We start from the raw sequence: 16,587 nt of genomic DNA on the forward strand, positions 1-16,587 counted from the left end.
ATGCTTGGAATTGAAATAGGGAATTTTAATATAAAATTATTAGTTGGAGAAAAAAAGAATAAATTTTTTGGTAAAAGGTTAATTATAAATACGCCTTCTAATGTGATAACTAATGGTAAAATTATTGATATAAATTCATTGGCAGATGTAATTAATGAGACTTTGAAAAGGAACAATATCAAAGAAAAACAAGTGTGTTTTACTATTTCCAGCTCAAATAATATAATAAGGGATTTAGAATTGCCCCTAATGAAAGAAGAAGAAATCGAAAAGGCCTTATACTATGAGATTGAGCAATACATTCCTGACTATGAAAATTATGTGATAGATTATAGATATTTACCTAATATTGCAGAGAAAAATAAAACGATTAGAGTACTGATTGCCTCTTCTCCTAAGGATATAATAGAAAAATATGTTAAATTAGCAGAGATGTTAAAATTAAAATTAGAAGCCATTGATATTTATAGCAATTCAATTTATAAAGCTTGTAAAAAGATGAATTTAGCTGAAGGAATAGTATCAGTTGTAGATATAGGGGCAGTTGTTACCAATGCGACGGTGATTAATAACGGAAATTACATTTTTAGTAGGAGCATAGAGTTTGGTGGAAATAAAATTACACAAATAATTGCGAATGCCTTTAATATAGATTTTCAAGCAGCAGAAGAATATAAAAGGTCAAAAAAATTTATTGGAGAAGAAAACTATAAGGATATAGAAGATACTATACTTTTATCCTTTTCGGAAATGTTTCAACAGCTAAGTAGAATATTTGACTTTTATTATGCCACATATCATAAAAATATACAAAAAATTATCATGTTAGGTGGTACTTCTAAACTTTTAGGTTTGAGAGAATACGTGGAAGATTATTTTAGGATACCTACTTTTGTGACAGAAACAGAAGATTATTTATACTTTTTACCTGTTTATGGATGCCTTTTAAGGGGGGAATAGGTTGAAGGATATAAACCTCATACCAGCTGAACTAAAGGAACAAAAAATGCGAAGGAAAAAGCAAATATCCCGCCTTTTTTTTGTGTTTGTTTTAGTTACCGTTATTTTTGCCTTAATAGCCTTTCCACTGGTATATATAAATAAATTGTATCAAGACTTAAAATATGCAGATAATGAATTAGGTAAATTTAAAGAGATTTCGCAGTTGCAGCAAAATGTAAAAAATTTATCTGCTTATATAGAAAAGAAGAAAAGCTTAATAGAAAAATTGAAAAAGCAAAAAGTAGATGCAGTAGGTATATTGCAAAATTTAGCCTTAAATACACCTGAAAAAGTATCTATTGATTCTCTGAAGTATGAAAAAAATATTTTAGAAATAAATGGACAAGCACTTTCAGAATCTGATATAGCAGCTTTTATGCTTAACCTAAGAAGTATAAGTTATGTAGAAGATGTGAAAGTAGAATCTATAGATTTGACTGATAAAGGACTTTTAAAATATATTTTACAAGTAAAAATCAAGGTGGTATCGTAGATGAAGCTTACAGGGAGAGAAAGGGCATTAATTTACTTTGCTGTCATACTCGGATTTTTTGCACTTTATTATCAATATTATTTAACTCCTAAAATTTTAGAAATACGAAATTTATCTATTGAATTAAAAAATAAAAGACAAATTTTAGAACAAGTAACTACTTTAAACAATAAAAGTTTAAAAGAAGGTTTAGACAAACAACAAACTCAACTAAAGGAATTAAGCATCATTTTACCAGAAGAAAGGGATATAGAAATTTTTCTTTTTAATTTACAACAAATGATCAATGATACAGGTGTAAAGGCAAAAAGCTTAAATTTTGAAAACCAAGGACAAAGTCAAAAAGAAACTAGTAATGTGAAAAAAGAAGATTTTGTGACAATACCCGTAAATATTACTGTTTCAGGCAATTACGATGAGATTATAGCTTTTCTAAAGGAAATACAAAATTCTAAGAGACTTTGTAATATTCAAAGTTTCTCTATTGTAAAAGACCAAAATCAGCAAAACCTTCTTTTGACTTTACAGATCTTTATTTATTCAATGAAAGACAGTGGTGGTACTTCAATACAGTCAGATTTTTCAAAAGGCAAAAATGACCCTTTCAAATCTCTGTATGATAATACCAGAAATGAACAATCGAATAATGTAGAACAGTCTTCTGCTTCTCAATCTCCTCAAAATCTTCAGAACATAGATGTAAATAAAATAATAAATGATACTATAGAAAAAGTTTTGAAAGAGAAAATACCTTCATTGCCTTAAGGAGGAAATATTCATGAAAAACATCGTTTTAACGGGTTTTATGGCTACCGGAAAAACTACTGTTGGCAAAAAAGTAGCTACCACTATGTCCTTCGGTTTTATAGATACGGATAAAATGATTGAAAAAATGGCAAATATGACTGTTTCAGAGATTTTTGAAAAATATGGAGAAGACTATTTTAGGAGATTGGAAAAAGCAGCAGTTAAAAAAGCAGCCCGATTAAAAAATTTTGTCATAGCTACAGGAGGGGGAGTTGTATTAAACCCTTCAAATATTGTACAATTAAGAAAAAATGGTGTAGTAATTTGCTTTGTAGCCAGGCCAGAAATTATATTGAGGAATATAGAAAAGAATAAAGACAGGCCTCTTCTTATGGTGGATAATCCAGAAAAAAAAATAAGACAGCTTCTAAGAGAAAGAGAGCCTTTTTATAGGTTTGCCGACGGTATTATCGATGTGTCCGATATGACAATAGATGAAGTAGCAGAGGAAGTCATAAAGGCTTATATTAGACTTAAGAAAGGATGAGGGGATTGACGATAAAATTTGGACCTTCTGGGAATTCTGACAGTTTTTATAAAGAAGGGCATAAGTCTTCTCTAGAGATGCCTGAATGGCTCCATAACATGGGGCTTGATGCGTATGAATATTCTTTTTCAAGAGGAGTAAAAATTAGCGAAAAAATGGCTAAAGAGCTTAAAGAAAGAGCAGAAAAGTTTAACATAACTATTACTGTTCATGCTCCTTATTACATAAACTTAGCTACTACGGATAAAACCAAAATGGAAAATTCCAAGAGATACTTAATAGATAGTTTAATTGCAGGAAAATGGATGGGGGCTAAAAGGGTAACTTTTCATCCTGGTTCTGCAACAGAAGGGGGGAGAAAAGAGGCTTTAGATAGAGCAAAAAAACTTTTAAAGGAAATTTTAAAAGAAATGGAAGATAAAGAGCTTACTGATATAACCATATGTCCAGAGACAATGGGAAAGAAAAATCAATTAGGTACTTTAGAAGAAGTGATAGAACTTTGCGATGCAGATGAAAGGATTATTCCAACCATAGATTTTGCTCATTTACATGCAAGAGATAATGGAAGGTTTAAGTCTATAGAAGATTATGCAGAGGTTTTGGATATTATTGAAAAGTATCTTGGGAAAGAAAAGGCGAAAAAGATACACGTCCATTTTAGCAGAATTGAATACACAGATCAGGGAGAAAAAAGGCATTGGACATTGCAAGACACTCAATACGGACCAGAATTTGAACCTTTGGCCCAGCTTTTCTATGAAAGAAAGATGGAACCTATTGTCATATGTGAATCGAGAGGAACTATGGCAGAGGATGCTTTGAAACTAAAAGAGATATATCTTAATATTGCAAAAAGGATGTCGGAAGCATGAGAATTGTGGTAAAAGTTGGTACAAGCACTTTGACATATGAAAATGGCAAATTAAACTTAGAAATAATGGAAAAGTTAGTGAGGCAAATTGCTAATTTATCAAACAGAGGCGAAGAAATAGTATTGGTGACCTCTGGAGCAATTGGAGCAGGAATGGGGAAATTAAATTTAAAGGAAAAACCTAAAACTATCCCAGAAAAACAATCCTTAGCAGCTATAGGACAAGGGCTTTTAATTGAAATTTATGAAAAGTTTTTTAATGAATATGGCAAAATTACCGCGCAAGTTCTTTTGACTAAGGAAGATTTTAGCGACAGAAAAAGATATTTAAATGTCAGTTATGCCTTGTCAAACCTACTAAAATGGGGTGTTGTGCCAATAATAAATGAAAATGATACAGTAGCTGTTGATGAAATTAAAATTGGAGACAATGACACTTTAGCGGCGCTGCTTGCTAGTTTAGTTGAGGCTGACCTTTTGATAATTTTGACTGACATTGATGGGCTTTATAATAAAGACCCTCGAATTTATAAAGAGGTAAAAATTATAGAAGTCGTAGAAGAATTTTCGGATGAATTGTTTAAAATTGCTGGTAGTGCGGGGACAAAAAGAGGAACTGGGGGAATGTATACAAAAATTCAGGCAGCAAAGATATGTTGGAATTCAGGAGTTAAGATGATTATAGCTAATGGGAAAATTGACAATGTATTAAATCGGATAGCAAATGGCGAAAAAATTGGCACTACATTTTTGCCTATGAAAAAGCCAATAAGTAGCAGGAAAGTTTGGATTGCTTTTAATGCGAAAGTGAGCGGAAGACTTTTTATTGATGAAGGAGCAGCGAAAGCTATTATAAAGCATGGGAAAAGCCTATTACCAAGTGGAGTTGTAAAAACTGAAGGGGATTATGATGTAGGAGACTGTGTTGCAGTAGTTGACCATCAAGAAAAAGAGATTGCCAGAGGACTTATTAATTATTCTTCAGAAGAAGTTGAAAAGATAAAAGGTTGTAAAACTCATAATATAGAAAAAATACTAGGTTATAAGTATTATGATGAAGTGATTCATAGAGATAATCTCGTAATACTTGAAAGAGGTGAGAAGTATGGAAGTTGAAGTAAAGGCAAAACAGGCAAAAGCTGCGGCCAGAAGAATGGCTGTGTTGGATGAAAATACAAAAAATTTAGCTTTGAATCACATGGCAGATTCTTTAATAAAAGATATTGGGAAAATACTCGAAGCTAATAAAAAGGATGTTTTAGAGGCTGAAAAAAGAAATATAAAAGCTTCTCTTATCGATAGACTAAGACTTGATGAAAAAAGAGTCGAAGCTATGGCAAAAGGATTAAGAGAGATTTCTGCTCTTCCTGACCCTGTAGGAAGTATAGAAAAGATGTGGAAGAGGCCAAATGGACTTCAAATTGGCAAAATGAGAGTGCCAATAGGAGTAATAGGTATAATTTATGAATCTCGCCCGAATGTAACAGCTGATGCGGCAGGTCTTTGTTTGAAATCAGGAAATGCGGTGATTTTAAGGGGAGGAAGTGATGCAATCAATTCTAACATAGCAATTTCTTCTATTCTTGCCAAGGCTGCTTATGAGGTTGGGATTCCTGAAGGGGCAATACAGCTTATAGAAAATACTGATAGAGAAGAAGTAAACCGTATGATGAAGTTAAATGGTCTAATTGACCTCATTATTCCTCGAGGGGGAGCAAGTCTTATAAAAAATGTCATTGAAAATTCTACAGTGCCTGTAATAGAGACAGGAGTAGGCAATTGCCATATTTTTGTAGATGAGACTGCCAAGTTTAATATGGCAAAAGACATCATTGTGAATGCAAAAGTTCAAAGACCAGGGGTATGTAATGCAGTAGAGACAGTTTTGGTTCACAAATCTATTGCAAGGGAATTTTTGCCTTTAATGGTAGAAGAATTAACCTCTTTTGGAGTAGAAATAAGAGGGTGTCAGATTACAAAAGAAATATGTCCTCAAGTTAAAGAGGCTACAGATAAGGATTGGGAAACGGAATATTTAGACCTTATACTGGCTGTAAAAGTTGTAAATGACATAGAAGAAGCCTTAGACCATATTTCGAAGTATTCGAGTGGCCATTCTGAAAGCATTATTACAGAAAATTATGAAAATGCCATGATGTTTTTAAAATCTGTAGATTCAGCTGCTGTGTATGTAAATGCTTCTACTCGCTTTACAGATGGTGGAGAATTTGGTTTTGGTGCAGAGATAGGAATAAGTACACAAAAAATGCATGCAAGAGGGCCAATGGGACTTGAGGAGCTTACCACCTATAAATATGTAATTTTAGGTAGTGGACAAATAAGGAAATAAGGTGTATTATAGTAAAGTGAGGTGAGATTATGAAAAGAGTTTTGATAATTCATGGCCCTAATGTAAATCTGACAGGTAAAAGAGAAAAAGAGGTATATGGAGATATAAATTACGAAGAAATAAATAATCTGATAAAAAGAGAGGCTGCAAAATTAGATATAGCTGTCAAGATTCAACAATCTAATAGTGAAGGAGAAATAATTAATTTTATTCATTCTGCAGAAAACAATTTCGATGCTATAATTATAAATCCTGCAGCTTACACCCATTACAGTTTAGCTATTATGGATGCTATTGCAGCTGTGTCAGTTCCAGTAATAGAAGTTCATATTTCAAATATTTTTGGAAGGGAGGAGTTTAGAAAAACCTCTGTTACTGCATCTAAGTGTAAAGGTGTGATAACGGGGTTTGGACCTTATAGTTATGTCCTTGCCCTCAATGCAGTTAAGCTTTTAGAGGATTCAATTGGGGGGTAAAATCATGAATAAAAGGTTACAAAATTTGAGAGAATTGATGAAAGAAAAAGACATAGAAGCGTTTGTTATTTACAAATTTGTCAATGTTACATATATTACCGGTTTTACTGGAGAGGACAGCGTAGCTCTTGTGACCCACGATAAAGCTATTTTTATTACAGATGGAAGATATACTGAGCAAGCAGAAAAAGAAGTTAAAGATTTTGAAGTTGTCGAGCACAAAACTGGCATAAAAGAAGTTTTAAAAGAATATATTAAAACATTGGAGATAAAGAAACTAGCTTTTGAAGAAAATATTTCTTATGGACAGTATAAGGAATTAAAAGAGTTTTTAGAGATTGAGCTAATACCACAGGCTAATTTGGTAGAGACTTTGAGAGTGGTAAAAGATGAAGAAGAAATAGAAAACATAAAAAAAGCACAAAATATTACTGACAAGGCTTTTGAGCATCTGTTAAATTTCATTAATGTAGGAATGACAGAAAAAGAAGTAGCTTTAGAATTAGAGTACTTTATGAAGAAACAAGGAGCCGAAGACCTATCTTTTGATACGATTGTAGCTTCTGGAAAAAGGTCTTCTCTTCCTCATGGAAAAGCTTCTGAAAAAGTGATAGAAAAAGGTGATTTTGTCACAATAGATTTTGGATGTAAAGTAGGTGGCTATTGTTCTGATATGACAAGAACAATAGTGATAGGGAAAGCTAATGAGAAGCAAAAAGAGATATATAACATAGTTTTAGAAGCACAGCAAAGAGCGATAAATAATTTAAAGGCAGGACTTATGTCAAAAGAGGCCGATTTGTTAGCAAGGTCTGTTATTGAAGAAAAAGGTTATGGACAGTATTTTAGTCACTCTTTAGGACATGGAGTAGGGCTTGAAGTTCATGAAGCTCCTAGCTTATCCTCCAAAAAAGAAGAAATTTTAAAAGAAGGGGCAATTGTTACCGTAGAACCAGGTATATATATTCCCGATTTTGGTGGCGTAAGAATCGAAGATATGGTATTATTAAAACAAGATGGTGTTATAAATTTAACTAAATCACCGAAATATTTAATTGAATTAAACTAAAGCAATGGAGGGATTTTTTTGATAGCAGCTGGTGATTTCAGAAAAGGAGTAACTATTGAGGTTGACGGACAAGTTTTTACAGTTGTGGATTTTATGCATGTTAAACCAGGGAAAGGTGCAGCTTTCGTGAGGACAAAACTTAAAAATGTTATGACAGGAGCTGTAATAGAGAAAACTTTCAGCCCAACAGAAAAGTTTGAAGAAGCAGTTATAGAAAGAAGAGAGATGCAGTATTTGTACAATGATGGAGAACTTTATTATTTTATGGACACAGAAACTTATGAGCAAATTCCTTTAAATTATGATAAAGTTGAGGATGCAATTAAATACATAAAGGAAAATATGATTGTTACAGTAAAGTTCTATAAAGGCGAAGCCTTTTCTGTTGAGCCCCCTACTTTTGTTGAGCTGGAAGTTGTAGAAACGGAGCCTGGATTTAGAGGAGATACTGCAACGGGTGGCTCCAAACCGGCAACTGTAGAAACTGGTGCTGTCATACAAGTCCCATTGTTTATAAACGTTGGAGACAAAATAAAAATTGACACTCGAACTGGAGAATATTTAGAGAGGGTATAAACGCAGCAATTTGTCAAATACTATTTTGTAAAGGAGGTATGTGGAATATGGAATACTTAAATGAAAGGGTTTCCTACTTAAGAGGTTTAGCAGACGGCTTAGGGATAGATGACAGCACAAAAGAAGGTAAAATAATTTTAGCAATTTTAGATACTTTAGAGGATTTTGCAGATGCTATAAATGAGCTGGAAGCTTCCCATTCCGAATTAGATGATTATGTGGGAGAAATAGATGAAGATCTTTCTGAAATTGAAAACCACATATATGGCGATGAGGACTATGAGGATGAGGATGACGACCATGACTATGATTATGATTATGACGATGATGAGGAATATGAGGATGAAGAGGAGGATTATGAAGAGTATGTAGAAGTAGAATGTCCTCATTGCCATATGTTGATGAGTGTGGAAGAAGAGCTTCTAGAAGATGAAGATGCGGAGTTGGTATGTCCTCATTGCAATGAAACCCTAAAAGTAAAAAATTTGAAAATTGTAGATGATGATGAAGATTAATTTAAAAATGCCCACTAATTAGTGGTTTAATAGGTATGGGACTTGGGTTTATAACAACACACCATTTTATTTAACTTCTAATTCAAATTTGCAAACATTTTGCAAACATCCATAAATAAAAAGTAAAAAAGCCTTTGTGTATAAAAATTCAATGTTAAAAAACTATCTTTACTATTGAGCAGGTGCTGCTATGGCAGCTTAATAGGGAAAGCGGTGAAAATCCGCTGCAGCCCCCGCTACTGTGAGCAATGACAAGCCCAGTTTCTGTGCCACTGGAAAGATGAAGACTTTTTAAAAGGCTCACTTTCTGGGAAGGTAATGGGCAAGGATGACTTGCTAGCCAGGAGACCTGCCTGCTTGAGAGGCCTTAATTGGCTTCGGTGGGAAGTGCAATTAAGGTGGTAAAGACTAAGAGGGGCCTGTAGGTTGTCTTTTTGAAATCCTTTGTTACCCTTTTTAACAACTATACTTATGCAAAAAACTGTATTAAGTAGAAAAATGAGTCTTTACTACCTTGATATGCAAAGTTTTTTCTTGGTAGTAAAGACTCATTTTGTTTATGTACATTATTAAAATAAAAGAATTTTATGATGATGTACAAAAGAAGAGATTTTTTATAATAATTATCAAAAATTTTAACAAGGAGGTTAAAAACTTAAAATGATTTCTATTGTTGGTTTCCCAAGAATAGGACAAAATAGAGAACTTAAAAAGTGGGTTGAAGGATATCTTGACAAGAAACTTTTAAAAGATGAACTTATTAAAAATTCAAGAGTTTTAAAAGAAACTCATTGTAAAATCCAAAAAAAGTATGGCATTGATTTAATTCCTTCAAATGATTTTTCGTTTTACGATACTTTTTTAGATCATGCAATGCTTATAAATGCAATTCCTGACGAGTATAAAAACCTCGGGAAAGATGAGCTTGATACCTACTTTGCTTTGGCAAAAGGGTATCAGGATGAAAAATATGACTTAAAAGCCTTGCCTATGAAAAAATGGTTTTTTACAAACTATCATTATATTGTACCAGAAATTACAGATAGAACCTCTTTTAAGCTTTCTACAACAAAACCTTTTAATGAATTTTCAGAAGCGTTATCAATTGGGATAAAAACAAAGCCTGTTATAATTGGCCCTTTGACATTTTTGATGCTTTCAAAAAAATCAGGTGTTGATATTTATGACAAGAATTTTTGGGAGAAGTTATTAACTGTTTATATTGAAATTATTGAAACATTTGAAAGTATAGGAGTTGAATTTGTACAGATAGATGAGCCAATACTTGTTACTGACCTTCAAAAAAATGATATAGAACTTTTCTTAAGTTTTTATCGCAACTTACTTTGTCACAAAGGATATCTTAAAATTGTCCTTCAAACCTACTTTGGGGATGTTAGAGACATCTATGAAAAATTAATTTCTCTTGATTTTGATGCGATCGGACTTGACTTTGTTGATGGAAAATACAACTTAGGACTTATTAAAAAATTTGGGTATCCCAAAGATAAATTCATAATAGCGGGAGTGGTTAATGGGAGAAACGTATTTAAAAACAACTACAAAGAAAGCCTTGAGATTTTAGATACCTTATCTACTTTTGTTGAGAAAAAGAATATTGTGATTTCGACGTCATGTTCGCTATTGTTTGTTCCATATTCGCTAAAATTTGAAACACAGCTTGATGATAGCCAAAAGAAATATTTAGCATTTGCTGAAGAAAAACTAATGGAACTTTCTGAACTAAATACTTTATTTTATCAACATGAGTACACAAAAAATAGTTTGTATATTCAAAATATCCACTTTTTTGAGGAATTGAGTACAAAGAAGTTTTCAGACATCAACACAGTTGTGAATAACCTTACAGATGATGATTTTGAGAGAAAACCAAGCTTTGAAGAAAGAATTAAGGTACAAAAAGAAGTATTTGACCTTCCTAACCTTCCTACAACCACGATAGGCTCCTTCCCCCAAACTAAAGATGTAAGACAAGTAAGAAGCAAGTTTAAAAATAAAGAGATAACATTTGAAGAGTATGATACCTTCCTAAAGGCTAAAATTGAAAGAGTTATAAAACTTCAGGAAGAGATAGGATTAGATGTTTTGGTACATGGTGAGTATGAAAGAAACGATATGGTTGAATTTTTTGGTGAAAACTTAGAAGGATTTATAATCACAAAAAATGGCTGGGTTCAATCCTATGGTACAAGGTGTGTAAAGCCCCCAATTATATTTTCTGACATCAAAAGAAAAAGGCCAATTACAGTTGAATATATAAAATACGCCCAGAGTCTCACTAAGAAACCTGTAAAAGGAATTTTAACGGGACCTGTTACGATCCTCAATTGGTCATTTGTTAGAGAGGATATCTCAGTAAAAAATGTAGCTTTACAATTAGCACTGGCGATGAGGGAAGAGGTGTTGGACCTTGAAAAAGCAGGTATTAAAATTATTCAGATTGACGAACCAGCACTAATTGAAAAGTTACCGTTAAAACGCTGCTATCATCAAGAATATCTTTCATGGGCAATAAGAGCTTTCAAGCTAACCTGTTCGAAAGTAAAACCACAAACACAGATTCATACTCATATGTGCTACAGCAACTTTGACGACATATTAGACGAAATTGCTAAGATGGATGTGGATGTCATCACATTTGAAGCTGCAAAATCGGATTTTACCTTACTTGATAGTATAAAGAAAAGCGCTTTAAAAGCTGAGGTAGGACCAGGTGTTTTTGATGTTCATTCACCAAGGATTGTGTCGAAAGAGGAAATGGAAAGACTAATATTAATAATGATTGAAAAAATTGGAGTTGGTAGATTGTGGATAAACCCTGACTGTGGATTAAAAACTCGAAAAGAAGATGAAGTAATTCCAACCTTGCAAAATATGGTTTTAGCTACATGGGAGGTAAGAAACAAAAAATTAAAAAATAACATAAAAAGATAATATAGATATGTACTTAAAACTGAATATTAGGAGAGATTAAAAATATTTTGGGAGAGACGAAAAAAGCTAGTTTTCACTACAACTTTGAGACAAAATTAAAAAGCCTACAACCCTTTATTTTGAAGTGGTTACTGTAAATGATAAAATAAGAATGTACGAAAAGTGGAAAATGAAAATGTACAAATTTGTACATAAATTTGGTATCCTTCTGTTTGTAGGAGGGATACCAAAAATGAAAAATCTATTAGGTCAAATTAGTATATTTAAGGCTATGGAGATAAAACCTAATTTTTCAGAATTAGCAAGAGAATATGGAATAGATAGGAGAACTGTTAAAAAGTATTATGAAGGATATGAAGGCAAGCCAAAAACAAGAAATAAACAAAGTAAATTAGATAAATACTATGATGAAATAAAAGCAAAGCTTGAGATAAAGGGGGTTACGGTAAAGGGAGTATATGAATACTTTGTTTCTAAAAATTATGATATTGGAACATATTCTAATTTCAACAAATATGTAAATAGGGATGTGCAAAATTAATAAAAATAATCATAATCAAAAGCCAAAATATGTATGACATACAATATATAGTAATTAGGACTGACAATCGAACATAAAGAAGGTGGCAAAGGAAAAGAAAAGACAAAAAGAGGAGCTAAAAAAGGGCATAAATATCCTGTAGAAGTCAAATGTTAAAAAGTGGCATGAACCAAATTCAGCAAAAGTTAAGCCGATTGCATCAGACCAACAAGGGACTTAAACTCATCAAATTTACCCAGTTTAATAGCTACAATAGCAACAGTAAGCAAAGTAATATGGCCAAAAGTATTAAGGTTGCTGACAGAATTAATATTTCTAACATAAGCTTTTTCAAAATCCAGAGCTTTAAATCGAGAATTATATCTTTCTGATTCTATTCTTAGTCTATAGACAGCCTTAAAATATAGGGAGTCTCTATTAATAGAAGACCTATAATCAGAAGATATAATAGCATACTTAGTACAGCCTCTATGCTTTTTGCCATTAAAATATTTAGGATGATTTATAGGGCAGGCAGAATCATCCTTAGAATTACAGAACTTGCAAACAAATTTTTGCTTAATAAAACCATCAAAATATTGCTTGCCGTATATTGCTTGCCGTCTTTGAGCATTTTAATACCCGCTTCACAAACCATATAACCATCATCAGTCAGAGGGGGATTTTTAGAATTACGCTTGTTAAGAGGAATAAAACAATGACCATGGAGAGTATCTCTAACAAAATTATAAACTCTCTTAACATCATAGCCCTTATCGGCAATAAAATTAACATACTTAAGGTTAAACCACTTATTAGTCTTTTCAAGTAAAGACAAAGCAACTTCAAAATCGGGGACATCAGCGGGAGTAGTAGTTTCAGCGATGGGTAAACCAGAGATAGCATCAACAATAATATGATTTTTATAGCCCCAATAAAACTTATAGCGTTTATTAGAAGAATCATTAGAAGCAGAATAAACGCCTAATTTACAATCCTTATCAGACTTAGGCTGATTATCTTTAGAAAATTTATTTTTAGAAAAAGACTTAGGGTTATTTAACTTAGTGTTAGCTTTAATAGGGGTAGAGTCCATGGAAATAAACTCACCGGAGATAATGCCCATATTTTTGAGGATATTGACTTGATTTTGAAAGATAGAGGTCAAATAATCATGAGAGAAGTCATTAATAAAACGGCGGAAAGTCCAATAAGAAGGAAGAGGTTTAAGGATGTTAAAGCCACAAAGATGAGCAATGATAAGATTATTGCGGAGATAATCTAAAAGGTCAGAAATTGTGCCGAATCTTTCAGCTTTCATGACAATAAAAGCTCTAAACATTGCATGATGAGAATAACCCTTACGGCCAGGACTAGAGGAAGGGAATTCAGGTATTGAAGACAGGTCAAGATTTTCAAACATAGAAGAATAGAAATCAATTTTAGACAGAGAAGTAAAGAGTTCAGGTATATTTAAAAGTAATTGAAGCTGGTACATGTAGGATTTCCTCCTCCTTAAGAAATATTTTCATGCTGTATATATAATAATTCGACAAATGGGAGGGGAAATCCTACATAAAAGATAAAAAATTCAAGAGTGATAGGAAAAAAGTATGTCTGTAGAATGACTTAAATTAAGAGTTTTGAATTTTGCACAAGTCTATATAATGTAAAGAGAAAGGGGTTGAAACCTACTAAAAAAGCAAGTGGTCATCCACGATTTGAAACTCCTGCGGGGAAACAGGCCCAGGTAGATTGGAAGGAAGACATAAAATTAGTTTCGAGATATGGAGAAGAATTTGTTGTTAATGTATTTAACTATAAACTTGGATATTCAAGATATTGCTACTTTGAATATAGGAAAGCAAAAACTCAACAAGATGTAATTGAATGCTTGATAAACGCATTTAAAGCTACAGGAGGTGTTCCGGAGGAAATACTTTTTGACAATATGAAAACAGTAGTTGATATAACAAACGAGGGGAGGAAGATAAATAATAAAATAAAAGCATTTGCAAATGATTTTGGCTTTAAGATACGCTTATGTAAACCAAGACACTCATATACAAAAGGAAAGGTGGAATCATCTAACAAATTTATTGACTGGTTACTGCCATACAATGGTGAATTTGAAAATGAAGAAGATTTAATAAAGATAATTGATGAAATAAACAAAAAAGTTAATCAATCTATAAATCAGTCAACAGGGATACAACCTATAATATTATTCCAAAAAGAAAAGGAGTATCTATCTCCGCTACCAAGTAATGATATCATAGAAAGTTATATGAACTTCGAACAAAAAGCAACTGTCCATAAAGATTCTACGATATATTACAAAGGTAGTAGATACTCAGTCCCTCCAAAATATATAAATAAAACTGTAACTCTTAAAACAGTAGAAAATGAGTTACATGTATATTTTAACACAGATTTGATATCTGTCCATATATTAAGTGATAAAAAGATAAATTATCATGAATCTCATTATAGAGAATTAATGGAAAATCTTATCAAAAATAGAGAGGATATTGAACAAATATGCACAAATAATCTTAACGAATTGGATAAATTATTGCATAGGTAGGTGAGGGTGTAAGTAACTATACTAAGCTATTAAACAATTTAGAAGAGCTTGGATTAAATAACATAAAAAATAATATAGATATGTACTTAAAACTGATTAAATCAGGAGAAAAAAGTGTTATAGATGCTCTATATGAACTAAGCAATTTAGAAATAAAATCAAAACAAGAAAAAGCAATACTTGCATGTGTTAAAGTAGCAAACTTCCCTTTTTTAAAAGAACTTGATGATTTTGATTTTGAATTTCAACCAAGCATAAACAAACAAGAAATTCTTGATTTAAAAAGTTTAAGATTTGTAGAAAATAACGAAAATATATTGTTTGTAGGAACCCCCGGGGTAGGCAAGACACATCTTGCCGCCGCCATAGGGATAGAATGTGCTAAGCACAGATATTCTACATATTTTATTCATTTTCAAGAATTAATGTCTCAATTAAAAAAGGCATTAGCAGAAAACCGTTTAGAGATCCGATTAAAACATTTTTCAAAGTATAAAGTGTTAATAATAGACGAAGTAGGGTATTTACCAATAGACACAGATGCTTCAAATATATTTTTTCAGCTAATATCTAAAAGGTATGAAAAGCATAGTACTATTATTACAACTAATATGCCCTTTTCTAATTGGGCAGAAGTATTTGGATCAGCAACATTAGCCAATGCAATATTGGATAGATTACTTCATCATTCGCATGTTATATCAATAAAAGGGCCTTCATATAGATTAAAGTCAAAAGTTGAATATTTTAACAGTTCTTCGAATGCATCTTAGTACATTTTTTGTACAAAATTATATTCCACTTTTTGTACAAAAATATATTGACTTTTACAGTTATAAAAATTTTTTACCTACAAAATCTTGACACGGATGATGGAAGTATTTTTTGTTGACACAAGGGAAAATTAGGAGTTACAATGAAGGTACAACCGCTTTAGGAGGAAGAAAAATGGAGGAGAAAGGGAAGAGAAGAAGAGCCGGTTTTGTTTTTGGTACATTTGGCCCAGGCTATAGGAGTGTGATCAGGAGACCTCTTAGGAAAATTATTACTTACGGTTTGGGAATAGGATTACTGTGGAACACCGAAAAGAGATATGGCAGAAGGCTTTCTTCTAGGCTAATGCCTTTTGTAAAAGGAAGGAGCAGAAAATATTTGCGCTATGCAGAGGTTGCTTTGACACAGCTTTACAATTATCTGGTGAGTAAAAAGGAAAGAAGGGGAGAAAAGTGAAGGATAGAAAAGGGCTTGTTATGGTATATACTGGTTATGGAAAAGGAAAGACTACGGCTGCTTTGGGGCTTGCTTTAAGGGCGATTGGTCATGGACAAAAAGTTTATATGATTCAGTTTATGAAAGGAAGTCAAAATTACGGGGAGATAAAAGCTGCAAAATATCTTCTAAATTTTGAGATTGTACAAAAGGGAAGAGATGCTTTTGTGAAAAAAAATGAACCTCTTCTGGAGGATTTAAAGCTTGCAAATGAAGGGTTAGAGCTTGCAAAGAGAGTTATTTCTAGTGGAGAATACGATTTGGTGATACTGGATGAAATAAATGTTGCGGTAGATTATGGCTTGGTAAAAGAAGAAGATGTACTTAATTTAATAGAGATTAAACCTTCTTGGGTTACACTGGTTTTAACTGGCCGTTATGCGCATGACAGGATTTTAGAAAAGGCTGATATGATAAGTGATGTAAAAGAGGTAAGACACCACTATCAGAATGGGATTGAAGCTCAAGAGGGTATAGAGTATTGATCTGGTGGGAGAATAGATAAAAGAATGCTTCTATCTACAAGTTTGTTGACAAACTGAGGCACGATTTAGTGCCTTTTTATATTGACTTAAAGTAAAATGTATGATAAACTTTGATATAGATA

Annotated in this window: 14 protein-coding genes, 4 pseudogenes and 1 riboswitch; of the genes and pseudogenes, 17 read left to right on the forward strand and 1 reads right to left on the reverse strand. The window is 32.5% G+C overall.

All coding sequences use genetic code 11. The annotated features are described in order from the left end of the window. The 13 genes and pseudogenes from pilM to THYS13_RS02140 form a co-directional block, all read left to right on the forward strand. On the forward strand, window positions 1-960 hold the full coding sequence (gene pilM, locus THYS13_RS02080; RefSeq protein ID WP_042832934.1) for a type IV pilus assembly protein PilM: 960 nt from the start codon (window positions 1-3) through the stop codon (window positions 958-960). Between the two features lies 1 nt (window position 961). Continuing rightward, window positions 962-1,495 carry a PilN domain-containing protein gene (locus THYS13_RS02085; RefSeq protein ID WP_042832935.1) on the forward strand — a complete coding sequence of 178 codons (534 nt, stop codon included), beginning with the start codon at window positions 962-964 and terminating at the stop codon, window positions 1,493-1,495. Continuing rightward, a complete protein-coding gene (locus THYS13_RS02090) occupies window positions 1,496-2,260 on the forward strand; it encodes a type 4a pilus biogenesis protein PilO (RefSeq protein WP_042832936.1) in 765 nt (254 codons plus the stop codon). 13 nt (window positions 2,261-2,273) lie between these two features. After that, a complete protein-coding gene (locus THYS13_RS02095; protein ID WP_042832937.1) occupies window positions 2,274-2,789 on the forward strand; it encodes a shikimate kinase in 516 nt (171 codons plus the stop codon). Further along, the gene (locus tag THYS13_RS02100) at window positions 2,786-3,664 is read left to right on the forward strand and encodes a TIM barrel protein (RefSeq protein WP_042832938.1); all 879 of its coding nucleotides are present in this window, start codon (window positions 2,786-2,788) and stop codon (window positions 3,662-3,664) included. Before THYS13_RS02095 ends, THYS13_RS02100 begins: the two co-directional genes overlap by 4 nt. Next, on the forward strand, window positions 3,661-4,779 hold the full coding sequence (proB, locus tag THYS13_RS02105; RefSeq protein WP_042832939.1) for a glutamate 5-kinase: 1,119 nt from the start codon (window positions 3,661-3,663) through the stop codon (window positions 4,777-4,779). Before THYS13_RS02100 ends, proB begins: the two co-directional genes overlap by 4 nt. Next, on the forward strand, window positions 4,769-6,013 hold the full coding sequence (locus THYS13_RS02110; RefSeq protein WP_042832940.1) for a glutamate-5-semialdehyde dehydrogenase: 1,245 nt from the start codon (window positions 4,769-4,771) through the stop codon (window positions 6,011-6,013). The genes proB and THYS13_RS02110 overlap by 11 nt, the downstream gene beginning before the upstream one ends. Before the next feature lie 29 nt (window positions 6,014-6,042). Beyond that, window positions 6,043-6,489, forward strand: coding sequence for a type II 3-dehydroquinate dehydratase (gene aroQ, locus THYS13_RS02115; protein WP_042832941.1), 447 nt, complete (start codon window positions 6,043-6,045; stop codon window positions 6,487-6,489). Between the two features lie 4 nt (window positions 6,490-6,493). Continuing rightward, window positions 6,494-7,558 carry a Xaa-Pro peptidase family protein gene (locus tag THYS13_RS02120; protein WP_042832942.1) on the forward strand — a complete coding sequence of 355 codons (1,065 nt, stop codon included), beginning with the start codon at window positions 6,494-6,496 and terminating at the stop codon, window positions 7,556-7,558. Between the two features lie 18 nt (window positions 7,559-7,576). Then, window positions 7,577-8,134, forward strand: coding sequence for an elongation factor P (efp, locus tag THYS13_RS02125; RefSeq protein WP_042832943.1), 558 nt, complete (start codon window positions 7,577-7,579; stop codon window positions 8,132-8,134). A gap of 47 nt (window positions 8,135-8,181) precedes the next feature. Further along, window positions 8,182-8,649, forward strand: a complete 468-nt coding sequence (locus tag THYS13_RS02130) for a CD1247 N-terminal domain-containing protein (protein WP_042832944.1) — start codon at window positions 8,182-8,184, stop codon at window positions 8,647-8,649. Between the two features lie 163 nt (window positions 8,650-8,812). Continuing rightward, window positions 8,813-9,021, forward strand: a riboswitch (cobalamin riboswitch). A 288-nt stretch (window positions 9,022-9,309) separates the two neighbouring features. Continuing rightward, entirely contained in the window at window positions 9,310-11,604 is a 2,295-nt protein-coding gene (metE, locus tag THYS13_RS02135) for a 5-methyltetrahydropteroyltriglutamate--homocysteine S-methyltransferase (protein WP_042832945.1), read from the forward strand. Window positions 11,605-11,836: 232 nt separating this feature from the next. Further along, a pseudogene (locus THYS13_RS02140) lies at window positions 11,837-12,130 on the forward strand (IS21 family transposase); the annotation flags it as partial. A 200-nt stretch (window positions 12,131-12,330) separates the two neighbouring features. On the opposite strand, the pseudogene THYS13_RS02145 reads toward THYS13_RS02140, so the two are convergent. Then, a pseudogene (locus THYS13_RS02145) lies at window positions 12,331-13,622 on the reverse strand (transposase). Window positions 13,623-13,793: 171 nt separating this feature from the next. On the opposite strand from THYS13_RS02145, the pseudogene istA reads away from it, so the two are divergent. The 4 genes and pseudogenes from istA to cobO form a co-directional block, all read left to right on the forward strand. Continuing rightward, window positions 13,794-14,711 (forward strand): annotated as a pseudogene (gene istA, locus THYS13_RS02150) (IS21 family transposase); the annotation flags it as partial. A gap of 8 nt (window positions 14,712-14,719) precedes the next feature. Then, window positions 14,720-15,484 (forward strand): annotated as a pseudogene (gene istB, locus THYS13_RS02155) (IS21-like element helper ATPase IstB); the annotation flags it as partial. Window positions 15,485-15,659: 175 nt separating this feature from the next. Next, window positions 15,660-15,941, forward strand: a complete 282-nt coding sequence (locus tag THYS13_RS02160) for a hypothetical protein (protein ID WP_042832946.1) — start codon at window positions 15,660-15,662, stop codon at window positions 15,939-15,941. Beyond that, window positions 15,938-16,465 carry a cob(I)yrinic acid a,c-diamide adenosyltransferase gene (gene cobO, locus THYS13_RS02165; RefSeq protein WP_042832947.1) on the forward strand — a complete coding sequence of 176 codons (528 nt, stop codon included), beginning with the start codon at window positions 15,938-15,940 and terminating at the stop codon, window positions 16,463-16,465. Before THYS13_RS02160 ends, cobO begins: the two co-directional genes overlap by 4 nt. Window positions 16,466-16,587 lie beyond the last annotated feature (122 nt).

Origin of the sequence: Thermoanaerobacter sp. YS13 (assembly GCF_000806225.2) — a bacterium.
GTDB classification, from domain to species: Bacteria; Bacillota; Thermoanaerobacteria; order Thermoanaerobacterales; family Thermoanaerobacteraceae; genus Thermoanaerobacter; species Thermoanaerobacter uzonensis.